The following is a 22,685-nucleotide window of genomic DNA, read 5'->3' as shown; positions in this document are numbered from 1 at the left end:
AAAAAGCGTTACCATGACAACTCATGATAACGCTTCTATATTGCTAAAGCCTAAAGCTCTATTTTATTCAATCCTTATCCTGCAAAAGCAAAGAATACTAACCAAACGATAATCAATACACTTAATAAAATCGGTAATGAGTAACGTAAAATGTATCCGAAGAATGAAGGCATTTCCACACCTGATTGCTCTGCAATAGACTTCACCATAAAGTTAGGTCCATTACCAATATAAGTCATCGCTCCGAAGAATACTGCAGCAACTGAAATTGCTGTCAATTCTAATACTGCTTCCGCATTTGGCGATCCTTGAACAATACCATTTGTAAAGTCAATTACGTCTTTCACAACACCAATCTCAGCACCTTTAGAGGCCATTGCCGCTGTAAAGAAGTTCAAGTAAGTTGGTGCATTATCCAAAATTCCTGAAAGTGCTCCTGTTGCCCAGTACAATGAGTTGTGTGTGATCAACGCTGCTCCTTCTGGAGATTTCGCAAAGTTGGCTACTAATTCCAACGCCGGCATCATTGTGCCGAAGATACCGATAAAGATAAATGCTACCTCACGGATTGGCTCAAAGTTAAATTCGTTTCCTTTGATGGCATCCTGATCCGCTAACTTGTAAGACAAGAAACCAACTGTCAACATAATAATCTCTCTGATGAAAGAGAATAACGTTGCCCCTTCATGGTGCTCAAGGTCTGCTAAGAAACCAATTGAAAAACCATCGTGAGTTTGAAGAATACCTGGCAACCATGCAATTTTTGAAGGATCTAAGAATACAGCTCCAACTAAAACAGCTAACCATGCAAAGTTCTTTGAACCTGTAATACTGATCTTATTCGAGAATTCTCTTTGCTCTTCTTCATCATACAATAAGTTTGTTTTGTTGATAAAACGCTTATCGAAGAAATAGAAGATTACTGCTAAAAATGTGATAGCGAATGCCCACATTGGCAAACTGTGAATCAATGTCCACTCAAAAGGCACCCCTTTCAAGAAACCTAAGAATAATGGAGGGTCACCGATTGGCGTCAATGCACCACCCACGTTACTTACAATAAAGATGAAGAATACAATATGGTAAGGCTGCAATCTCTCTTGATTTAGACGCATAAACGGTCTGATCAATAGCATTGAAGCTCCTGTTGTACCAATAATATTTGAAATAACTGCACCAAAAACTAATAAAATAGTATTCACCATTGGTGTTCCTTTTCTGTCTACCTTGATCATAATACCGCCTGAGGCAATATATAAACCTGATAGTAAGGCAATAAATTGGAAATACTCAAAAAATGCATGAATTGGTGCATGAGTATTATGTAACCCAAAAATATAATATAAAACCACCGCCGATGCTAAACCTACTGCAACTTTTGGATAGTTATGATGCCAGAATTTTTCGTAAAAAAGTGGTCCTGTCGCAATCATCGTTAATAATGTTGCAAACGGAATAACTGACCACGCGGCTGCTTCTGGATGCCCCCCTCCACTCGCTAGAGCCGGAGCTACCCCTACTGTCATACCTACTCCAATGGACAATAGTAGAAGTAATAATTTCTTTTTCATAATTGTGTATTATATCGTACTTGATGCTTAGTGCAACTAGAAAGATTATTTATTCATTAGTATTCAACTGAATGCCAATATGTTAAGTTAAATCCTCGTATTTTTTTAAATATTTATTCTCTGTAACTGCAATGCTATTTTAGAAAAATATGAGAATTCAAAACAATGATTAAATTCAACAAATCTATTTATGAGAGTTCATTAAGATAGTTTTAACAGTTCTTTAACCTCTTTTTAGATCTTGAACGAATGTCGTAGCTTATTACTCACATTTTATTTTTCTGTATTGATTTTCTTTTAAAATAGACTGAAACACAACTTTACCTCGTAAATCCATATATAGTAGTATATTTAATTTTGCCTGATGTATGTACTGCATGCCCATAAACAGAGGGCTCTCTGAATCACCCATATTTTCTACGGCTTCAAATTCTGGAAAAATCACATCTCCGAAGCTAGAAGTATAGATGCCAAACTTATTTTTCTTTACGTACCGAATCCAAAATTGGTCATCACTTAGCGCAAATAATTCATAACTGTCACATTCTAAAGCGATAGTATTATTCACAACATCTAGTAATTTCCATTTTTCGTCTTCCCACACAAAAGCAAGTCCGTTATTGATTGGTTTCATTTTCTCATAGTAGAGCTTGGTAGTCTTAGCATTTGAGAGCGTAAGCAGACCATATTTACCTGCTTTTTTCCCCATCCAAAGCTGTTCTCCTTCTTTTTTCAGATGCGTTCTTTCCAAAGGCTGATCAAACATTGGCGGTATCTTGAAAGAAGAATCCGGAACATATAAGCCATATTTTCCTTTTGATTTCAGATGAAATACTCCATCATCATATTGAATGGAAGCATAGCCTTCGTTATAAATTTTCTTCCCATTTAAGGCGTAGAGATATTCCAAAGTACCGTATTTAGCTGTCACTACTCCTTCTTTATAAATATTCAGTTTACTGAACTGTGGCGTCATGATTTGAGATCCATTTTCGTTCAGCAAAGCATACCTCTTATTTCTCTTACTCTTCACTGAAAGGAAAGCGGGATTAAGAGAATCTTTTCTGATGTGTGTGATGTTCCAGTCACTGTATTTCTGAAGAGAAAGTGATTTACCAGACTGAAACTTCACCCAATGTTGCTTTTCCTTTTCTATTAATAAGTCCAGCTCTTGATTTATAAATGAAAGTGTATCAGCATCATGCTCACTGATTTTGTTGCCATTCCATTGATAAGCCACCCATTGATCATTCCATTTTGATATTACACCTTTTCCTTTTACCAAAACAGGCTGAATCATGGAATCAATTTTGACTTCCATATCATAGTTGATCAACTGCCATAAAGTATCTTTTCTTACAAGCCAACCTTGTTCATCAGCTGTGTCTCTAATTTCATCAAATGCTGCTCCTTTACTCCACCTCTTTCCATTCGGTGAATAAATAGACCATTTTCCCTCTTCTGACAATGCATACCATTGATCTTTAAGCAGCTTATAACCTTCGAATTTAAAAGTGGAGTCTGTTGTTGAAATGTTATTCTCAAAAATATCTGATTCTCTATAGCTTGCCCATCTTCCCTTCTTCATTACCAGCACCATATTATCTGAAATGTGAATCAACTGCCCTGCCTCTACTGGAAATTTAATTTCACCTTCCAAAGAAATCACGCCCCACCTTGCCTTCTTTCTCACACCAAATAACCTATTACTGACTCTCAAAACCTGATCATAAATAGTAGGCATCCACTCTCCTTCATTCAATGCATAAATACCGTATTTTCCATTCTTCTTCACACTCACAAGTCCTTCTTCCAAGGAAACAATTTCATCATACTGACAAGCAACAACTTCTTTTCCCTTGCGGTCAACCCAACCCGTACCCCTTTCTTTTGTTACTTCAAAATAAGCACCCGCAGTACCATGACAATTATAGTCTTTGGATGCCTCTACAAATTCTCCTTCCAAATCAACCTCCCCGTTTCCTTTGATAAACACTACTTCATTTTCCCTGCAAACAGGAAATAACCTATCATTTTCTTTGATTAGCGATTGATAATAGTCTTTCTCAGACCATGAAGGGTAATTAACTAATAAACTGTCTTTGGAAGTAGAAAAATACCAGAGATGTGAAATTGCTGAATCAGCATAAACACTGTTGGGGTAATCTCTTATAAATTGTTCGTAATCACTTTTAGATCTGTTTTCAGTTCTAATTGCATAAAGTTGTCCTTCTACCTTATTTCTATATTTATTTTCTGGATGTTCGAGGAGAAATTGAGCCAACACCTTTTCATCAGCGTCTTTCGTTTTGGAGTGATAAACCAATAGTTCGTATTGATGTTGAGCTTCTTTTGCCTGTTTCGCTTCGGGATAAGTTCTTACAAAAACTTCGTAAGCATTATAACTATGTTCCTTCTTGGCATTTTCAAAACCCAAGCTGTCTCTTAGTTCAATTGCCCTTGGGATATGCAAGGCATGAGGGAATTTTTGGATATAAGCTGCAAAGCTTTGTTCAGTCATTTCTTCTAATGAGTGGTCAAAACCTGCTTTTTCTACCTCTTTAATCCAATTCTTGATGGAGTCTTCGGTTACATAGCTTTTAGCCCAAGTATTTTTTTCTCCTTCAGAAGCATCACTCCAAAGAGTATCAGCACTCTGAAAATAATAATAAGCCGAATCCAGATCGGACACCTTGGGTACATGAAAGAAATAGAGTCCCAAGTTAGATTGCAATACTGCACTTTCAGTTTCCGAGTCTTTTTCTTTCTGTATTTTTTTCTCAATTTTAATATACTCTCCCTTATCCAGCAACTTCCAAAATGTCTTTACATTTTGAGCAAAAAGTGAATTAGTGCAAGCATAAAAAAGTAGCAGTAGAAAGTAAAATTTCATCTTTCTATTTCCTAAATTAGATAATTCTTTATCCAAGATTTATTTGATTGCTATTTAGTTTAATATCAGACCCCACAGCTCTGTTTCCAAAATGCTGTTTTGTCTCCCTGTACCTATTTACAATCTCAAAGTTAAGATATTCTGCGTTTATAGTCCAAAAACTGATTCTCAAACGCAATTTTTTAATAAACATAAACTTATTTGTTTGGAATAATTCAAACCCAAACAACAATATTCTCTATAATAAGGATAAACTTTTTTAGTTTCGAGTGAAGTTATCACTACAATATTATTGAGAATTAAACTCTACGCTTAACTTTGTGGCTAAGTTAATAAAAAAGTAAATGTCGAAATCAGGACTACCTTTCTTTGTAGCAAAAAGATATTTCCTATCTCAAAGAAATATCAAAAGCATTCCACTAATGCTCATTGTATTAGTGCTTCAAATGTCTTTTGGTTTAATTATCTTCTTGGGAAAGGCCATTGGGGTACTTTTTACATTCTCCCCTAAAAGAATCCGCAGAACCTACAAGGGATTAGCGGAACGATTTATTAAACAAAACTTCATACAAACGTTATCTAATATTGCGATGATTGGTGTGGGTTTTGGTACTGCTGCACTAGTAATTGTACTTTCTTTATTTAATGGAATGGAACAAACACTGACGGGAATGTTCAACAGACATAACCCTGAATTGAAGATCATTCCTGCTGAAGGAAAATCATTCCCTTACACATGGTCACTTCGAAATAATATAGAAAATGTGGAAGGTATAAAGGCGATTACGGAAATAATTGAAGATAAAGTTTTAATCCTTTATAATAACAAACAAAAAGTGGTAACAATGAAGGGGGTAAGTGAAAACTTCGCTCTTCAGACACAAATTGACACTACGGTTGTATTAGGAACAAACAAACTATTTAGTAATGACACAAGATATGTTCTTGTAGGTTCGGGAGTCTATCAGGAATTGGGCCTCCGATTAAGAGACAGCATGTATCCGCTTCAGTTTTGGTATCCGAAACGAAAAGGAAAAGCTTCTTTAGACCCTGGCAAAGCGTTCAACAAAAAAATTATACAAGCAGGAGGAGTGTTTGTTGCAGAACCTCAATTTGACCAAGCTACTGTAATTGTTTCGTTGAAATTTGCGAATTCCCTGCTGAACTACGGCAACCTAAGAACAGGATTAGAAATTAAGACAACAGACGAATATTCCGCTGAAAACGTAAAAAGTGAGCTTAAAAAAGTACTGGGAGATGATTTTGTCATTAAAACTAGACCGGAACAACAAGCGCAAGTTTTAAGGGCCTTGAAAATCGAAAAGTTTTTCACTTATGGCACATTCGCACTGATTCTTGGCATCGCCTCTTTCAACGTTTTCTTTGCACTCGCAATGCTTTCCATTGAAAAAGGACATGACATGAGCATTTTGAAATCAATGGGTGCTACAAATAAAATGATCGGTAAAATCTTCCTTTTTGAAGGCAGTTTAGTTGCACTATCAGGAGCCATATTTGGTTTATTATCAGGATATATTTTCTGTTTTTCTCAGGAAAAATTCAAATGGATAAGTACTGGTGCCAATAACGGTATTCTTGATGCCTACCCCGTAGAAACAAGATGGGAAGATTTCTTAATTATCTGTCTTACTGTCACTACTATCACAGTCTTTGCTTCAATTATCCCTGCCAAAAATGCAATGAAAAACGCTGGCAGATAAGTATTAAAGTTAGGAAACAGATTATTCGTAACTTTGTGCTTAGCAACTATTGTAAGTTTTAAGATTCAAATATTAAAATAAAATATAGGATGAGTTTAATTGAAAAAATCAAAAGTTCTGTAAAAGAGAACCTTGATGAGATTGTTGCCAATAGAAGACATCTTCATGCAAACCCTGAATTATCGTATCAGGAATTTGAAACAGCAAAATTTGTAGCCGAAAAGCTTAGAAGTTATGGTATAGAAGTGCAAGAAGGTGTAGCGGAAACAGGTGTAGTTGGTTTAATCAAAGGTAATAACCCTGACTCTAAAGTGATTGCATTAAGAGGTGATATGGATGCTCTTCCTATTATTGAAGAAAATGACGTTCCTTATAAATCTAAAAATGAAGGCGTAATGCATGCATGTGGTCATGATGTTCATACGACCTCACTTTTAGGTACAGCTCAGATTTTACAATCTATCAAAAATGAGTTTGAAGGAACTGTGAAACTGATTTTCCAACCTGGTGAAGAAAAACTACCTGGAGGTGCTTCTTTAATGATCAAAGATGGAGCACTTAAAAATCCAACTCCTTCTAAAATGATCGGACAGCATGTGATGCCATTTATTGACTGTGGCAAAGTAGGCTTCAGAGAAGGGATGTATATGGCCAGTGCTGATGAAATCTATTTTACTGTAAAAGGTAAAGGTGGACATGGTGCAATGCCTGAAAAAAATATTGACCCTATTGTGATCACATCACATATTATTGTAGCTCTACAGCAAATTGTAAGTAGATATGCTGCTCCAAAAATCCCTTCAGTTTTATCATTTGGTGACGTAAGAGCATTTGGTGCTACTAACGTGATTCCTAATGAGGTAAAAGTGAAAGGTACATTCCGTACGATGAACGAAGAATGGAGAATGGAAGCACATGAGCGTATCACTAGTATTGCAAAGGGGATTGCTGAAGGCATGGGTGCTACTGTGGACATGGACATTCAAAAAGGTTATCCTTTCCTAGTAAACGAACCGGAGTTGACAAGAAGAAACAAAGCGGCTGCAATTGAATTCTTAGGAGAAGAAAACGTAGTTGATTTGGATATCTGGTTAGCAGCAGAAGATTTTTCTTACTACTCTCAAGAAATGGACTCTTGCTTCTACCGTTTGGGAACAAGAAATGAAGAAAAAGGAATTGTTTCTTCAGTTCACACGCCAACTTTTGACATCGACGAAGATGCTCTTGAAATTGGTGTAGGACTGATGACTTGGTTAGCCTTGAATGAATTGAATTTCAAAGGTTAAGCATTCATTAATGAGAAAAATATATTTATTAATTGCTTAATAAATTCCATTAAAAATATTATCACTTTTGAAAACCTTGTATAATTGCGCATTGTACAAGGTTTTTGTATGATTTGATATTCTTTTCCTGACAGAAAAAAAGACAGAATGTCAACAATTTAGCACTCTTGTCATGGTATTTCAGGACAGTTTGACCTGAATAACCGCCTTGGCAATATTGTTGAAAAGCTACGTGATGTAATTTTAGACTAGAAAAAAGTACCGAAATGGCAGAAAATAAAGAAAAAGAAAATATCGAAAACAAAGAGGAACAAGTAGAAGAAACTAGTTCTGAAACTACTGAAGAACAAACTGAAGAAACGCAAGAAGAAGTTTCTGAAACTGACAAACTAGCACAAGAGTTAGCAGAAATGAAGAATAAATACCTTCGTTTATACTCTGAATTTGACAACTTCCGTAAACGTACTGCGAAAGAGAAAGTTGACCTTACAAAAACTGCTAGTGAAAAAGTACTTTCAGCAATCATCCCTACTATCGATGATTTAGAAAGAGCAATTGCAAATACAAAATCTGAAAACGAAGAAGTGAAGCCTGTGCTTGACGGCGTTGTGATGATTAAAGATAAAATGCTTAAAACTTTAGAAGGACAAGGTTTAAAACAAATGGAGGATGCTACTGGAAAAGAGTTAAACACTGATTTCCACGATGCAATCACTCAAATCCCTGCTCCTACTGAAGAGTTTAAAGACAAGATTGTTGACGTTGTAGAAAAAGGCTACACGTTGAACGATAAAGTAATCCGCTACGCGAAGGTAGTAGTCGGTCAGTAATTTTATAAATCCTATTTATGGCAAAGGCAGATTATTACGAAGTTCTTGGTGTCAGTAAAGACGCTTCGAGTAGTGAGATAAAGAAGGCATACAGAAAAGTAGCTATCAAATATCACCCGGATAAAAACCCGGATGACGCAGCGGCGGAAGAGAAATTCAAAGAGGCTGCAGAAGCTTATGAAATATTGAGCGACGACCAGAAACGTGCTCAATATGATCGTTTCGGACATCAGGCATTTGACGGTTCTGGTGGCTTCGGCGGTGGCGGAGGTATGAATATGGATGACATATTCTCTCACTTCGGCGATATCTTCGGTGGTGGTGGAAGCCCATTCGGCGACTTCTTCGGAGGTGGCGGTGGCGGAGGCCGTCGTCAGAGAAAAGGTTCTAACTTAAGAATCAAACTAAAGCTTAACCTTCAGGAAATGGCCAAAGGGGTTGAGAAGAAAGTTAGAATCAAACGCTATACTTCGTGTGAGCACTGTAATGGTACTGGTGCGAAAAATGGCACTGACTTAGACACATGTCATCAATGTCATGGCTCTGGACAAGTTCAAAAGGTGGTCAACACTATGTTGGGACAGATGGTGTCTCAAACTACTTGTCCTACTTGTAATGGTGAAGGTAAAATCATCAAGACAAAATGTGAGCATTGCCATGGTGAAGGACGTGTTTACACTGAAGAGGAAGTGGCAATCAATATCCCTCCAGGAGTGGATGACGGTATGCAACTTTCAATGAGAGGTAAAGGTAACATGCCTAAAGGTGGTGGTGTTCCTGGTGATCTTCTTATTGTGATTGAAGCTATCGAAGATGAGCAACTTCATAGAGACGGTGAAAATATTCACTTTGAATTACACCTAAGCTTTATGGATGCCGCTTTAGGTACTACTGTTGAAATCCCTACATTGACTGGCTCTGTAAAAGTGCCAATTGATGCCGGTACTCAAAGTGGTAAAGTGCTTCGCTTAAGAGGAAAAGGTATTCGTGATATCAACGGTTATGGCGTTGGTGATCAATTGATCCATATCTCTGTTTTCACTCCAATCAAACTTTCTTCAGAAGAGAAAGATATTTTGAAAAAACTGAGAGATCACAAAAACTTCAGCCCTACAAAGGAGCATAAGCAAGAAAAACGTAAAAACTTCTTCTCTAGAATGAAAGATTTCTTTGCTCAATAGGCACTGAATTCATTAGAAAAGAATTTAAAGTTCTAAGCCAAAAATAATTGACAATTAATTCTTAATTATTTTCTGCGAGTACAACGCAAAAAAACGAATGAATAGTGGTTCTATTGATCGTTTTTTTAAGGCAGTAATCGTAAAAAATAATAAGAATTGGTATTAATTAATTTTGTCTTATTACTTATTAATACAAAATCACTTCTCTGTCTTGTACATGGAAGTGATTTTTTTATATCTCAAATAAGCCTGCAGGACGCGTCAGAAAATTGGAGATTAAAATTACCGATTTTGAGAAATCAGATGCTTATATTTACACAATTAATAGTAAAAGTGAATTTCAAATGTTAACTCGTCAAACACAAATACGCATCAATTATGCTGATACTGACCAAATGGGCTTTGTTTATTATGGTCATTATGCCAAATTCTTCGAAATAGGAAGAACAGAGGCATTAAGAAGTTTAGGGATGAGTTATAAAGAAATGGAAGCTGACGGTGTAATGCTGCCTGTATTGGAAAACTATTCCAAATACATCAAACCGGCTAAGTACGACGACCTCTTAACGATTACTACTAGATTAGTGGAAAAGCCAACAGTGAAGCTCATGTTTGAATATGAGATCACTAATGAAGCAGGGGAATTGCTCCACAAAGGATGGACAAAACTCGCTTTTATGAGCAGTTCTACTTACCGACCATGCAGAGCACCCCAAAGATTTTTGGACTGTATTGCCCCTTTCTTTTCAGAAAATTAGAATAGATTGACTAAGAAAGACATAAAAAATAAAATAAAGGAACAGGGTGTTTATCAGAAAATCACCCATTATCTCACAAGCACCAGAGTACCGCACACCAAAGTATCTTTTTATACTTTTATCAAGGCACTCATGCATAGAATAGAGCAAAACGACCTTTTACAGAGAGGTCAGGCTATTGCTTTTAGCTTTAGTCTTGCCATGCTTCCTTTTATCCTTTTTTTCTCTACTCTTTTATCTTATGTTCCTAGCAGTCAAGTGGACATGATGTTTAAAATTTTCAGAGAGGAAATGTTGCCACAATATGTATATCAAGCCATAGAAGGACCTATCCAAGACCTTACAGGCAGGTCTAGAGGAGGATTGCTTTCTTTTGGTTTTCTTGGTGCTACCTATGTGGCCACCACAGGAATGAGAACTTTAATGAATGCCTTCAATAGCTGTTATCATCTCGAAGATAAAAGGTCTCTTTTTGAGCAATTTAGAGTAGCATTATACCTTACTATTCTTTTCCTGCTTACACTGTTCCTTTCATCATTCTTATTGATCACAGGAAAACACTTTCTGGAACACCTGCATGATATCGGTTTCCTGAACAATCAATTTACCCTTTATTCATTGCTGACCCTCCGTTTATTACTCATTATTTTTATTTTCTTCTTAAACATCACTCTGATTTTCAAGTATGCACCAAGTGAAGTAATGAAGAAGAGAATCTTCAACCCTGGGTCTGTTGTAGCTACCACGTTGTCTATAGCCGTTTCCCTGTTATTTGGATTATACCTTGACACCTTCAACTCTTATGACATCCTCTATGGATCACTAGGAGCAATCATGGGAATGATGGGGTGGATTTATACTATCGCTATGATACTTCTAATAGGGTTTCAAATTAATACAACAATTGAAGAAGCACAGCTTTGGGCTAAGAGTAATGAACCTGAGGATTTTAGATGAAAATTTAATTTTATTTAGATTTTTTATTTCATAAAAGGTTGGATAATTCAAATTGAGCGTGCATATTTGCACCCGTCCAATGACACAGAGAGTTGGCAGAGTGGTCGAATGCGGTGGTCTTGAAAACCATTGTACCGCGAGGTACCGGGGGTTCGAATCCCTCACTCTCTGCAAGTAAAACCTTCAGAATTCGTTCTGAAGGTTTTTTTTATGCCTATATTTTTTCGTATTTTTAAAGTAAGCAGAAATCACTATTTGCAATACCACCCCTATCAATAAAATTCAGCTAAAAAACTCTTATTTCCATGCATCCTTTTTGGTTGAATACCGTATATGTAAATAAGTGTCAAATAAAAAGAAATAACAATAATAACTATGTCAAAGAAATTAGTAAAATCAACATCAAATTCGATTTTCTCCGGTGTTTGCGGAGGTCTTGGTAAATATTTTAATATTGATCCAACAGCAGTTCGTTTAGGTTTCGTACTTAGTTTATTTTTCAGTTTCGGTACAACTGCAGTAGCTTATGTATTGATGGCTTTTATCATGCCTAAAGACGATACCTACTTCTATTAGAATTAATCAGAATTTAATGATAAATAAAAAGAGATGAATTCCTCATAAGAATTCATCTCTTTTTTTTATGCTTCAAACTTTTCAATTATTCATCCAACAAACATCTGCTGATGACTAATTTCTGAATATTGGAAGTTCCCTCTCCAATTGTACAAAGCTTGGCATCTCTATAATACTTTTCTACTGGATAGTCCTTAGTGAAACCATACCCTCCAAAAATCTGTACTGCTTCATCCGCACATTTCACTGCAACTTCAGAAGCGTAGTATTTAGCCATAGCCGAAGCCTTATTGATATTCTCACCTCTTTGTTTCTTGATAATCGCTTCTTTGATCAAAAGCCTTGAAGCTTCTACTTGAGTGGCCATATCAGCCAATTTAAAAGAAATACCTTGAAACGAAGAAATTGACTTTCCAAACTGTTTTCTTTCTTTGGAATACTGAATAGCACATTTCAATGCACCATTGGCAATACCAAGTCCTAACGCAGCAATTGATATTCTTCCACCGTCCAATATTTTCAAAGCTTGTACAAACCCTTCTCCTACTTCTCCTAATACATTGGCTTCAGATACTCTGCAATCTTCAAAAATCATTTCTGTTGTCTCTGAAGTACGCATCCCCAGCTTTCTTTCTTTTCTTCCTCCAGAAAAGCCTTTCGTGCCTCTTTCTACTACAAAAGCAGTCATGGCATGCTTATCCCCTTTCTCTCCCGTACGTGCCATTACAACGGCAATATTTCCTGATTTACCATGCGTGATAAAGTTTTTAGAGCCATTGATCACCCATTCATTACCCTCTTTCTTTGCTACAGTCATCATATTGCCAGCATCAGAACCTGTATTCGGCTCTGTCAAGCCCCAAGCACCGATCCACTCGCCAGAAGCCAGCTTTGGCAACCATTTCTGCTTCTGTTCTTCGTTTCCGAACATTAGAATATGATTTGTGCATAAAGAATTGTGAGCAGCTAAAGATAATGCTATACCTGGATCAAAATAGGCTAATTCAGAGATTGCTGTGACGTACTCATTATAGCCCAAGCCAGTTCCGCCGTATTCTTCTGGAACTAGAATTCCCATCAATCCGAGTTCTCCAAGCTTGTGGAAAACTTCTACTGGGAAATGCTCTTCGTCATCCCATTTATCTCTATGTGGGGCGATGTGTTTTTCGCCGAAACGCTGCACTGAGTCAGCGACCATTTTTTGGGTGTCTAAACTTTCTTGTACCATAGTGTTTGTTTTTATGTGTATGTGGTTAGTATTGTTTATTTGATGCAATCATCTAAAAATCAATGAAGAATAATAGTGCATCGGTTATAGTAAAATATATTGTTTATATACTGTGTTTTAAATACTAAGAATAGTAGTTTTAAGCTTTCGTATGTATAAGCTATAAAAAATTAAACCTTTAATCAATTTATCAGTGCATTTTTTCAGACATATTTATAAGTATTTTTTTGTAATTCTATCAAGTTGGACTATTTCAAGTTACGCTCAGGACATGAATGCGGTAAAGTCCAATATCAACACATTATGTTCAAAATCATTTAAAGGAAGAGGATATACCTTTGATGGAGATAAGAAAGCAGCGCTTTTTATTAATGAACAATTCAAAGCATTAAATATCAGTCCCTTTCCAAACAAAAACAGTTACTATCAGGAATATCAACTACCTGTCAATACATTCCCAGGAAAAGCTGAAATCAAAATCAATAAGAAAAATTTTAAATTAGGTGTAGACTTTATTCCTGCTTCTGATGCTGGCGGTGGAGAAATAAAAGATGCTGTTCCATATTATATTGATGAAAAAATTTTCACAAATGATGAAAGTTTAAAGGAATTTCTAAAAATAGATCTTAGCGGTAAAGTAGTCGTTTATGGGGAAGAACAGGAGAAAAAGCGTTTTTCATGGAATAGAGTAATTCTGCAGAAAATGCTTCAAGCTGATGGTATAATTGTTTTATATAAAAGTAAGTTTAATCACAGTATAGGCCGTTGGCAACTCCCTAAACCAAGGTTTTACATCAATGAAAATGTATTTCCTAAAGATGTGACTTCCATTTCATTCCAATTGGAAGCACAAATGTTTGAAAAGTATACTTCACAGAACGTGATCGGTTATATAAAAGGAATAAAAAATCCAGAGAAATATATCATCATTTCAGCTCATTATGATCACTTGGGGAGCATTGGTAAGAAATGCATTTTCCCTGGAGCCAACGATAACGCTTCTGGTGTAAGTATGATGATAGAAGTAGCTAAATATTATGCTCAAAATCCACCAGACTATTCTATTGTTTTTATAGGCTTTGGCAGTGAAGAAGCTGGGTTAATTGGCTCTAAATACTATGTTGAAAATCCTTTCTTTCCTTTGGAACAAATACGCTTTGTTGTCAATCTAGATCTTTTTGGAAGTGGAGAGGAAGGAATGATGGCTGTAAATGGAAGCGTATTCAAAGAAGAGTATCTATTACTAGAGAAAATCAACAACAAACAACAATACCTTTCCAAGGTAGCTCAGAGAGGGAAAGCCGCCAATTCAGATCATTATTTTTTCTCTGAAAATGGTGTTCCTAGCTTCTTTTTCTACCTGATGGGCAGTTCATGGACACATTATCATGATGTTTATGATAAACCTCCACTCCCACTTTCAGGCTTCAAAGGTGCTTACAATTTGATTATTGACTTCACAAATGCACTTCAAAAGGAAGATAATTAGACTTTTTATGTCATGATTAATAGAAGTTTACAAAATGAAGGCCTTCATATGGATAAGGTTCGTTAACTTTGCGCCATGTTGGACCTAGTGCTACCGTATGTACTTGGTTCGTTTATAAGATAGAATTAAGATTATGTACGACGATAAAAAGAAGAAAAACTTTTCAAGATATAACAAAAAACCAAAACCTAATGCTGCTGATATCATGTACGGTATTCAGCCCATCGTTGAAGCATTAGAAGCAGGAAAGCAATTTGAAAAGCTTTTTATCACAAGAGACTCTCACAATGAATCAATTGCTGAGATTCACAAAATGGCTAATAAAGCGGGGATTGTAGTTTCAAGAGTTCCAGTAGAGAAACTTCAGAGAATTACTTCAAAAAATCACCAAGGTGTGATTGGTTTCGTACCAGCCATTGATTACGTGGACCCACAAAACGTGATTGCCACTACTTTTGAAGAAGGGAAAACGCCATTAGTTTTAGTGTTGGACAGAGTTACTGACGTTAGAAACTTCGGTGCTATTGCCAGAACAGCAGAATGTGCTGGAGTAGATTTGATTGTTATCCCTAAAAAAGGATCTGCTCAGATTGGCAGTGATGCAGTAAGAACTTCTGCGGGTGCATTGAACCATATTCCTGTAGCAAGGGTAGATGATTTACAAGCAGCTATTTTAGACCTTCAAGGAAGTGGACTTCAAGTGGTATGTTGTACTGAGAAAGGTTCTAAAGATGTCTACTACGTGGACATGGAAATCCCTACTGCTGTCGTAATGGGTTCTGAGGAAGATGGTATCTCACCGGATATTATTCATATGGCTGATAAATTAGCTAAAATTCCAATGACAGGTAAAGTAAGTTCACTTAATGTGGGTGTTGCGGCAGGAATTATCACTTTTGAGGCAAACAGACAGAGAATGATGGCAACACAGAAGTAGATTTTCTTATCTTTGCTTTCAAATTATAAACTATAAAAAAACATAGTATGCAATTTACAGAAAATTGTAATTCTATTTTCTCACAAAGTATTGAGAAATACCATATTAAGGATCATGTGGATACACCTATCGAAAATCCTTTCGAAAAGGAAGATATTCAACACCTTATCTACTTAAAAAACTGGATTGACACTGTGCAATGGCACCTTGAGGACATCATTCGTGATCCTAACATCAATCCTGATGAAGCTTTGAAAATTAAAAGAAGAATTGATGCTTCAAACCAAGAGCGTACTGACGTTGTTGAGTTTATTGATAGCTGGTTCTTAGAAAAATATAAAGATGTTCAGCCTGTTGAAGGTGCTAGTATCAACACTGAAAGTCCAGCATGGGCTATTGACAGATTATCAATTTTAGCATTGAAAATCTATCATATGCAAGAGGAAGTAGATCGTGAAAGCGCTACTCCTGAACACAAAGCTGCTTGTCAGACTAAATTGGATATTCTTTTAGAGCAAAGAGTAGATTTGTCTACTGCTATCGAAGAATTGATCAACGATATTGAGGCGGGTAAAAAATACATGAAGGTGTACAAGCAAATGAAAATGTACAATGATCCTTCATTGAACCCTGTATTGTATAAAGAAGGGAAGTAATTCCTTGCTATCATAAATTAAGAAGTTGTTCTGTTTCCTTTACTCTTGAATGGAAAAAGAACAACTTCTTTTTGTAAGTACTAAGTTATGTCTAAAAAAATTCTATCCTTAAGGTTTTCCGCAATGGGCGATGTGGCAATGACCGCTCCTGTTTTAAAAGAAATTTTAGCACAGAATGAAGATTTGGAAATTGTGATGGTTTCCCGTCCTTTTTTAAAACCCTTCTTTGATGATATTCCTAGATTGACATTTTTCGGTGCCGATTTAAGCAACAAGTATAAAGATTTTAAAGGGTTGAGAGCATTAACGAAAGACCTAAAACAATTAGGGCCGTTTGATGCTGTAGCAGATTTACATTCCGTACTTAGAACTTTTATTATTGGTGGATTATTTCAATTATCAGGCTATAAAGTGGTGAGAATTGATAAAGGGAGAAAAGAAAAAAAGGCATTAGTAGCTTCTGGTACTAAGGAATTAAAACCTCTTAGAGCAACAGTAGAAAGATATGCTGATGTTTTCCGTAAACTGGGTTTCAATGTTTCTTTATCCAATCAATTACCTGTCAAAAAAGAAGGTGACTTAAGTGAGGAAACGAGCAAGCTTTTAGGTGATAAAACATCTCCATGGATTGGTATTGCCCCTTTTGCACAGCATAAAGGAAAAATATGGGGAGAACAAAAAGCCGTTGCATTAGGAAAACTTTTAGCTGAAAAGAAAAATGCAAAAGTGATCTTCTTTGGTGGTCCTGGAGAAGAAGCTGAAATTTTAGATAATTGTGTCAAAGAATTACCTGGCAGTATCAGCTTAGCTGGGAAAGTAAAACTAAAGGAAGAACTAGACATTATTGCTCAACTTGATGTAATGGTCAGCATGGACTCAGCGAATATGCACATGGCCTCATTGGTAGGTACAGAATGTGTATCTGTTTGGGGTGCTACTCATCATTATGCAGGTTTCTTAGGCTATGGTCAGTCTACAGATAATATTGCAGAAATTTCTGTAAAGGAACTGGATTGCCGCCCATGTTCAGTCTTCGGAAACAAACCTTGCTTGAGAGAAGATTACGCTTGCCTTGAAGGTGTAACACCTGAAATGGTTTACAAAAAAGTAGTAGATGCTATAGGAAAAGCCTAATTCTATCAATATGACCTTAATAAATATCCTTGACCTTATCGGAACTTTTGTTTTCGCTATTTCGGGTACTCTTGCCGCATCGGAAAAACGCTTTGATATTTTCGGAGCATTATTCGTAGCAAGTGTGACGGCTGTTGGCGGTGGAACAACGAGAGATATGATGCTAGGCGCCACTCCTGTTTTCTGGATGATCGACACCAACTACCTGCTCATTATCTCCTTAGCAGTAAGTTTCACGGTACTCTTCAAAGAAAAAGTGGCTCAACTTAGAAAGACGCTTTTCCTGTTTGATACTATGGGGTTGGGGGTATTTACTTTTATTGGTCTAGAAAAGGCTTTACTTCATGATATTTCACCTGCTATTGGTGTCATAATGGGAACATTCACTGCTGTACTTGGTGGTATTATCAGAGATACGCTTTGTAATGAAGTACCATTAATCTTCAGAGATGAAATTTATGCTACAGCTTGTATTGTAGGGTGTTTGGTATTTATAGGGTTTTCATTTTTAGGTGTCAGTGCCTTGATTTGTACTTGGAGTTGCATAGGCACTGTAATTGGAATACGTCTTATTGCCATTAAATATAAAATTGGTCTCCCTAAAATTTAGAGCATCTTTGAAACATCTCTTTTAGTAAAAATCTATATTCCAAATGTGCTCTTCACATTACTCCTTCCCTTCCAACTATTTGAATAACAAATTTCTCTTTATATTGTTGATAGTAATATCACTCACGTATTACGCGTACATTTACTGAACAAAAACCAAAATCATGAAAAATATAATTTTAGGAACTCTATTATTTTTAACTGCTAACCTACTCTTCGCTCAAACACAATCAAAAATTGAATTGAAAGTTGAAGGGTTAAGAAACACCAAAGGACATATCTTAGTTCAAGTAGTTGACAAAGACCTAGCGTCTATTGTGGAATTGAAACAGAAAATAGAAGAGGATATAGTAAAGATTTCTATTCCTGATGTAAAACCTGGCGTTTACGGGATCAGAATTTGTCATGATGAGGATAATAATGACGAAATGACAAGCAATTGGATTGGTATTCCAAAAGAAGGTTTTGGTTATTCATGGGATAAGAAAGTGAAAATGAAAGAACCTGATTTTGAAGAATATGCCTTTACACTCGAAAAGGAAAATGATGCGCTCGTCAACATTAAACTTCAGTATTTATAAAAGTGCACAGCAGACATATGAACATTTGTTAATTTGTTTGAAAGTTTAAAGTAAAGTGTACTTTCCTCTTTACATTTAACACAAAAACACGCAAAGTTTATATATCTTTGTGACAACAAGTGAATTGATATCAAAAATTGATATTAGCCTTTTTACAGAAGATCATTGCCTTCATACAAGGCACATAACATAAAGTTCATTATGGAAATCGTATTATTAACCGTTGGTATTCTAGGTGCATTTTTCATTTTAATGTCCGTAAAATTAATTTTCAAGAAAGACGGTAAGTTTGAAGGAACATGTGCTTCTCAAAGCCCTTTCCTAAATCCTGAAGGAAAAACTTGTAGCTTCTGTGGAAATGACCCTAGCCAATGTAAAAACAAAAAGCAGTCTGCATAAGGATTACTTTTTATAAAAAAATAGATCAGGCCGTTACTTTTTAGTAATGGCCTTTTTTTATTTTCAAGTAACAACCGATTGCAGAAAAAAAAGTAAACAAAAACCTGAAAGACCTAACGTTTATCAGTTAATTGTTATGTTTACATTTCTATATTTGTCTATAGAGAATGAAAAAAAATTAATATCAATAAATTATCTATGTCAAATAAAAAATCCCTTAAACCTGATTTATCCTTTTGGCAAATATGGAATCTAAGCTTTGGCTTCTTAGGTGTTCAATTTGGTTTTGCCTTACAAAACGGTAATGTAAGCCGTATTCTTCAGGCACTCGGTGCTGATGTTCATGACCTAGGCTATTTCTGGCTAGCGGCCCCTATTGCAGGTATTATTATTCAGCCTATTATTGGTGGTGCTTCGGATAGCACATGGACTAAATGGGGTAGAAGAATTCCTTTTATTATTGGAGGGGCTATTGCTGCAACTGCCGCAATGTTTTTAATGCCTAACTCTGAGTTTTTTGTTGCTTTAATGCCTCCAATGCTTTTTGGTGCTACGATGCTACTGATCATGGATGCTTCATTTAACGTTACTTTCCAGCCTTTTAGAGCATTGGTGGGTGATATGGTAAATGACAAACAACGTGATCTTGGTTATTCCGTTCAAAGTTTCCTAATTAACACAGGTGCCGTAATTGGTTCCGCTTTACCTTTCATTTTAACAATGGTTGGTGTTGCCAATGAACCTGCAGAAGGTCAAAAAGTTGCAGATTCAGTGGTTTGGTCATTCTATATTGGAGGAGCTACGCTAATGATTACAGTATTATGGACGGCTTTAAGAACAAAAGAATATCCTCCTGAAGAATATGCAGAATACAACAATATTGATTTAGAAGCTAAAAAAGCTGATACTGAAAATAAAGATTCGTTCTTTAAAACGCTTTTATCATCACCTAAAGTAATGTTCCAATTAGCAGCTGTACAGCTTTGCTCTTGGGTGGCATTTTACTTTATGTGGGTATATTCAACTCCTGCCATTGCACAACACATTTGGCATACAGAACCAGGTGATTCTACGTCTGCTGCTTTCAACGAAGCAGGTAACTGGGTAGGCCTGATGTTCGCTATGTACAGTTTGGCCGCTGCATTATTCTCTGTGGCAATGCCTAGCTTAATCAAGGCTACAAATAGAAAAACAGTTTATGCAGGTGCACTTATTTTAGGAGGTTTGGGCCTATTGAGTATTGAGATGATTCAAGATAAATACTTATTATTTGCTTCAATGGCAGGTGTAGGTATTGCTTGGGCAGCTATTCTAGCAATGCCATTCAGTATTCTTTCTGAAAATCTTCCTGCTGAAAAAATGGGTATTTATATGGGTATCTTCAATGTAACTATTGCAGGTCCTCAAATCTTTGCTGGTCTTTTTGGCGGTACTATCGCATCTACTTTCTTTAATGGTAATGCTGTTGGCTTATTAACGATGGCCGGTATTGTATTAATTATCGGTGCCTTGTGTGTGTCATTAGTATCAGATCAGAAGAAAAGTTAATACATGATTTTATGCTTTCTAAAGTATAAAACTCTTCAAAAGAAAAGCTACTTCAAGAAATTGGAGTGGCTTTTTTTATATCATTATTTCAATACTATCCCTTGCACAAACAACCCTAATCAAAAATTGGCACATAATTTTCGCTTCATTCAAGTCCACTCTTTATACATTTTTAATTATAAAAGCGTTATAAAATAGAGTTTCAGAAAAATACACAGCAAAGAATAAATTAATTCTAGTATTTTTATTTCACAGGAAGATAAATCCTATTTTTTATTCCTGAAGTATCTTCGAAAGATCTAATAATATAAAATAATGATAGACAAATATTTAAAGCAATTCACTATCAAGCAAATCATTTTCTGGATTGGAGGTATTCTCACTGCAACCATGCTTTTTACTGTATTGACCTTATTGGGTTTATATCAGAATGAAAGTTTGGAGGTAGATATTTCTTCAAGAAATGCTATGCTTTCTCAAAGAATGGTATTGCTGTCAAATATTTATGTAAGCACTGGAGAAAAAGATAATCTGAATAGCCTTAAAGAAGCTTTAGACCTTTACGACGGTTCTCTTTTGGCCATGAAACACGGTGGTACAGTACCCGGTTTTGATGGCAAAAGAATTCGCCCTGCAAGCGACCGTGTAGACGATTACATTGAAAGAGTGGAAGAAGTGTGGAAACCTTTCAGAAATCATATCAGGGTTATTCTAGAAGAGCCTCTTTACACTTCAAATTACACTTTCAATATGAATATCCCTTTAGATACTGCTATGCTGGACAGTGTGGGACTTTTATCGAAAGTGGATGAAGAGAATGTAGCTGTTATAAATAGTCTTACTTATTTGGAAAAAACATCTGACGACATGCTCAAGGTCAATCAAGACCTTGTAAAAGCTTATGTCAATGATGCTGTAGAGATTGAATATCAAATCACTCGCTTTATTTTCATTGCCACTTTTCTGATTTTGATATTGGGCTTGGCCAATATTATTGTTTTGAGAAGGGCTTTGATCACACCTTTGAAAGAACTTGCTCAGAAAAGTAATAAAATCGCTTCCGGTAATCTGGATGTCAATTTTGATTCCTCCGGCACACAGGAAATGAATACCATGAGAAATTCATTACTGTTTATGAAGGAAAAACTAGAAGACATTTCAGAATATGTAATGGAATTCAGTAAGGGCAACTTTAATATTGAGTTTGAAAAGATCAATGAGGAGCAATTTAAGAATGACCCTTTCATCCATTCTTTGATTGAAACTAAAAACAGACTGGAGCAAAACTCCAAAGAAAGAAACGAGCGCGAATGGGTCAATGAAGGCTCTGCAAGACTCAATAAATTGATCCGTATTCATAGCAACGATGCTGATGAGCTAGGTAATGCCCTTGTGAAGGAGATCTCAAGGTTTATGGACTGCTCTCACGCCTCTTTCTACATTCATAAGAAAGATCCTATCACTGAAGAAGAATTTATGGAATTATCAGCATTGTATGCTTTTGACTTTCATAAAGAGGTGGAAAAACAAAAAGTACAGCTTGGTGAAGGATTGATCGGTGAAATATGGCAGGAAGGAGAATTTATTTACTTGACAGAAATTCCTGAAGATTATATCAACATCCGCTCTGGACTTGGAGACGCAGGACCTTCTGCATTGATTATTTATCCTTTCAAATCTCATGGCAACGTTGAGGTAATTCTGGAAATCGCTTCCTTCAAACCTTTCGAAAAGAAATCTTTCCAATTATTGGAAGAGATTGGCGGAGCTATTGCCACCTCCGTAATAACCTCTGAGAATACGTCTAACGTAAGCAAACTGTATAATGACAGTAAAAGACTCACAGACGAGTTAAGAACCAGTGAGGAGGAAATGAAGCAGAATATGGAGGAACTTCAAGCTACGCAGGAACTCCTAGTAAGAGAAAGAAGGGAAACAGAGAAGTCTAAAAAGCTCCTGAACGAAGTTGTAGACATTACAGGCGGACGTTTGATCATAGCTGAGGAAGATGGATCTATTTGGTTTGGCAGTCATTCTTTTATTGACTTCCTAGATTATGACTTAGAAGAAATATACCAGTATGAAATCGGTCAGTTGTTCCCTGCTTACGCTGAAAATATGGACTGGAAAGTTGTACATACTGAATTGACCACTTCCATAAGAAATAATGACGGGGAGCTAATGCAAGTATTGATCACTATACAGAAACTTTATCTGGAAGAAACTGATAAATGGGTATTCAAAATTATGGGGAAATAAAAACGTTAATATTATCATCAAAAAAGGGTTGTTCAGCTTTTCACACTGAACAACCCTTTTTTGTTTTTACTT

19 protein-coding genes and 1 tRNA gene are annotated in these 22,685 nt (G+C 36.1%); 17 read left to right on the top strand and 3 right to left on the bottom strand.

Features of this window, described 5'->3' with window-relative positions; all coding sequences use genetic code 11:
• Window positions 1–74: 74 nt before the first annotated feature.
• Window positions 75–1,526: a sodium:proton antiporter gene (locus HHU12_RS00240; RefSeq protein ID WP_240970801.1), complete on the bottom strand. Its 1,452-nt coding sequence runs from the start codon at window positions 1,524–1,526 to the stop codon at window positions 75–77.
• Between the two features lie 307 nt (window positions 1,527–1,833).
• Window positions 1,834–4,464 (bottom strand): WG repeat-containing protein, encoded by a 2,631-nt coding sequence (locus HHU12_RS00235; RefSeq protein WP_169654153.1) that lies wholly within the window; start codon window positions 4,462–4,464, stop codon window positions 1,834–1,836.
• Window positions 4,465–4,886: 422 nt separating this feature from the next.
• On the opposite strand from HHU12_RS00235, the gene HHU12_RS00230 reads away from it, so the two are divergent.
• The 8 genes from HHU12_RS00230 (at window position 4,887) to HHU12_RS00195 (ending at window position 11,773) form a co-directional block, all read left to right on the top strand.
• Window positions 4,887–6,185: an ABC transporter permease gene (locus tag HHU12_RS00230; RefSeq protein WP_169654152.1), complete on the top strand. Its 1,299-nt coding sequence runs from the start codon at window positions 4,887–4,889 to the stop codon at window positions 6,183–6,185.
• 89 nt (window positions 6,186–6,274) lie between these two features.
• Complete coding sequence (locus HHU12_RS00225) at window positions 6,275–7,471, top strand: M20 metallopeptidase family protein (protein ID WP_169654151.1); 1,197 nt, start codon at window positions 6,275–6,277, stop codon at window positions 7,469–7,471.
• A 266-nt stretch (window positions 7,472–7,737) separates the two neighbouring features.
• On the top strand, window positions 7,738–8,301 hold the full coding sequence (locus tag HHU12_RS00220) for a nucleotide exchange factor GrpE (RefSeq protein ID WP_062618588.1): 564 nt from the start codon (window positions 7,738–7,740) through the stop codon (window positions 8,299–8,301).
• A 17-nt stretch (window positions 8,302–8,318) separates the two neighbouring features.
• Window positions 8,319–9,482 carry a molecular chaperone DnaJ gene (gene dnaJ, locus HHU12_RS00215; protein ID WP_169654150.1) on the top strand — a complete coding sequence of 388 codons (1,164 nt, stop codon included), beginning with the start codon at window positions 8,319–8,321 and terminating at the stop codon, window positions 9,480–9,482.
• A 344-nt stretch (window positions 9,483–9,826) separates the two neighbouring features.
• Window positions 9,827–10,240 (top strand): acyl-CoA thioesterase, encoded by a 414-nt coding sequence (locus HHU12_RS00210; RefSeq protein ID WP_169654225.1) that lies wholly within the window; start codon window positions 9,827–9,829, stop codon window positions 10,238–10,240.
• Window positions 10,241–10,246: 6 nt separating this feature from the next.
• Window positions 10,247–11,197 (top strand): YihY/virulence factor BrkB family protein, encoded by a 951-nt coding sequence (locus HHU12_RS00205; RefSeq protein WP_169654149.1) that lies wholly within the window; start codon window positions 10,247–10,249, stop codon window positions 11,195–11,197.
• Window positions 11,198–11,283: 86 nt separating this feature from the next.
• A tRNA-Ser gene (locus HHU12_RS00200) sits at window positions 11,284–11,368 on the top strand.
• A gap of 204 nt (window positions 11,369–11,572) precedes the next feature.
• A complete protein-coding gene (locus HHU12_RS00195; RefSeq protein ID WP_169654148.1) occupies window positions 11,573–11,773 on the top strand; it encodes a PspC domain-containing protein in 201 nt (66 codons plus the stop codon).
• An 85-nt stretch (window positions 11,774–11,858) separates the two neighbouring features.
• Here HHU12_RS00195 and HHU12_RS00190 read toward each other — a convergent pair whose 3' ends face one another.
• A complete protein-coding gene (locus tag HHU12_RS00190) occupies window positions 11,859–13,001 on the bottom strand; it encodes an acyl-CoA dehydrogenase family protein (protein ID WP_169654147.1) in 1,143 nt (380 codons plus the stop codon).
• 271 nt (window positions 13,002–13,272) lie between these two features.
• Here HHU12_RS00190 and HHU12_RS00185 point away from each other — a divergent pair, with 271 nt between their 5' ends.
• From HHU12_RS00185 to HHU12_RS00145, 9 genes are all read left to right on the top strand, one after another.
• The gene (locus tag HHU12_RS00185) at window positions 13,273–14,490 is read left to right on the top strand and encodes a M28 family metallopeptidase (RefSeq protein WP_169654146.1); all 1,218 of its coding nucleotides are present in this window, start codon (window positions 13,273–13,275) and stop codon (window positions 14,488–14,490) included.
• A 133-nt stretch (window positions 14,491–14,623) separates the two neighbouring features.
• A complete protein-coding gene (gene rlmB / locus HHU12_RS00180; protein ID WP_169654145.1) occupies window positions 14,624–15,427 on the top strand; it encodes a 23S rRNA (guanosine(2251)-2'-O)-methyltransferase RlmB in 804 nt (267 codons plus the stop codon).
• A gap of 47 nt (window positions 15,428–15,474) precedes the next feature.
• A complete protein-coding gene (locus HHU12_RS00175; RefSeq protein ID WP_169654144.1) occupies window positions 15,475–16,083 on the top strand; it encodes a DUF4254 domain-containing protein in 609 nt (202 codons plus the stop codon).
• An 87-nt stretch (window positions 16,084–16,170) separates the two neighbouring features.
• Window positions 16,171–17,217, top strand: a complete 1,047-nt coding sequence (locus tag HHU12_RS00170) for a glycosyltransferase family 9 protein (RefSeq protein ID WP_169654143.1) — start codon at window positions 16,171–16,173, stop codon at window positions 17,215–17,217.
• Window positions 17,218–17,227: 10 nt separating this feature from the next.
• A complete protein-coding gene (locus HHU12_RS00165; RefSeq protein WP_169654142.1) occupies window positions 17,228–17,827 on the top strand; it encodes a trimeric intracellular cation channel family protein in 600 nt (199 codons plus the stop codon).
• Between the two features lie 163 nt (window positions 17,828–17,990).
• Window positions 17,991–18,407, top strand: a complete 417-nt coding sequence (locus tag HHU12_RS00160) for a DUF2141 domain-containing protein (protein WP_169654141.1) — start codon at window positions 17,991–17,993, stop codon at window positions 18,405–18,407.
• 201 nt (window positions 18,408–18,608) lie between these two features.
• A complete protein-coding gene (locus tag HHU12_RS00155) occupies window positions 18,609–18,806 on the top strand; it encodes a hypothetical protein (RefSeq protein ID WP_044203012.1) in 198 nt (65 codons plus the stop codon).
• A 198-nt stretch (window positions 18,807–19,004) separates the two neighbouring features.
• A complete protein-coding gene (locus HHU12_RS00150) occupies window positions 19,005–20,354 on the top strand; it encodes an MFS transporter (RefSeq protein WP_169654140.1) in 1,350 nt (449 codons plus the stop codon).
• Window positions 20,355–20,669: 315 nt separating this feature from the next.
• Window positions 20,670–22,613, top strand: a complete 1,944-nt coding sequence (locus HHU12_RS00145) for a GAF domain-containing protein (RefSeq protein WP_169654139.1) — start codon at window positions 20,670–20,672, stop codon at window positions 22,611–22,613.
• The last annotated feature ends 72 nt before the right edge of the window (window positions 22,614–22,685 follow it).

It is taken from the genome of Flammeovirga aprica JL-4 (assembly GCF_012844305.1).
GTDB lineage: Bacteria > Bacteroidota > Bacteroidia > Cytophagales > Flammeovirgaceae > Flammeovirga > Flammeovirga aprica.
This window is presented reverse-complemented; position numbering and strand designations above follow the sequence as displayed.

Excerpts from the sequence above, each read along its gene's own strand:
- HHU12_RS00195 (WP_169654148.1), top strand. The coding sequence starts at position 11,573 with ATGTCAAAGAAATTAGTAAAATCAACATCAAATTCGATTTTCTCCGGT.
- HHU12_RS00185 (WP_169654146.1), top strand. The coding sequence starts at position 13,273 with ATGAATGCGGTAAAGTCCAATATCAACACATTATGTTCAAAATCATTT.
- HHU12_RS00145 (WP_169654139.1), top strand. The coding sequence starts at position 20,670 with ATGATAGACAAATATTTAAAGCAATTCACTATCAAGCAAATCATTTTC.
- HHU12_RS00155 (WP_044203012.1), top strand. The coding sequence starts at position 18,609 with ATGGAAATCGTATTATTAACCGTTGGTATTCTAGGTGCATTTTTCATT.
- HHU12_RS00150 (WP_169654140.1), top strand. The coding sequence starts at position 19,005 with ATGTCAAATAAAAAATCCCTTAAACCTGATTTATCCTTTTGGCAAATA.
- HHU12_RS00165 (WP_169654142.1), top strand. The coding sequence starts at position 17,228 with ATGACCTTAATAAATATCCTTGACCTTATCGGAACTTTTGTTTTCGCT.
- HHU12_RS00160 (WP_169654141.1), top strand. The coding sequence starts at position 17,991 with ATGAAAAATATAATTTTAGGAACTCTATTATTTTTAACTGCTAACCTA.
- HHU12_RS00190 (WP_169654147.1), bottom strand. The coding sequence starts at position 13,001 with ATGGTACAAGAAAGTTTAGACACCCAAAAAATGGTCGCTGACTCAGTG.
- HHU12_RS00235 (WP_169654153.1), bottom strand. The coding sequence starts at position 4,464 with ATGAAATTTTACTTTCTACTGCTACTTTTTTATGCTTGCACTAATTCA.
- rlmB (WP_169654145.1), top strand. The coding sequence starts at position 14,624 with ATGTACGACGATAAAAAGAAGAAAAACTTTTCAAGATATAACAAAAAA.
- HHU12_RS00175 (WP_169654144.1), top strand. The coding sequence starts at position 15,475 with ATGCAATTTACAGAAAATTGTAATTCTATTTTCTCACAAAGTATTGAG.
- HHU12_RS00230 (WP_169654152.1), top strand. The coding sequence starts at position 4,887 with ATGCTCATTGTATTAGTGCTTCAAATGTCTTTTGGTTTAATTATCTTC.
- dnaJ (WP_169654150.1), top strand. The coding sequence starts at position 8,319 with ATGGCAAAGGCAGATTATTACGAAGTTCTTGGTGTCAGTAAAGACGCT.
- HHU12_RS00220 (WP_062618588.1), top strand. The coding sequence starts at position 7,738 with ATGGCAGAAAATAAAGAAAAAGAAAATATCGAAAACAAAGAGGAACAA.
- HHU12_RS00170 (WP_169654143.1), top strand. The coding sequence starts at position 16,171 with ATGTCTAAAAAAATTCTATCCTTAAGGTTTTCCGCAATGGGCGATGTG.
- HHU12_RS00210 (WP_169654225.1), top strand. The coding sequence starts at position 9,827 with ATGTTAACTCGTCAAACACAAATACGCATCAATTATGCTGATACTGAC.
- HHU12_RS00240 (WP_240970801.1), bottom strand. The coding sequence starts at position 1,526 with ATGACAGTAGGGGTAGCTCCGGCTCTAGCGAGTGGAGGGGGGCATCCA.
- HHU12_RS00225 (WP_169654151.1), top strand. The coding sequence starts at position 6,275 with ATGAGTTTAATTGAAAAAATCAAAAGTTCTGTAAAAGAGAACCTTGAT.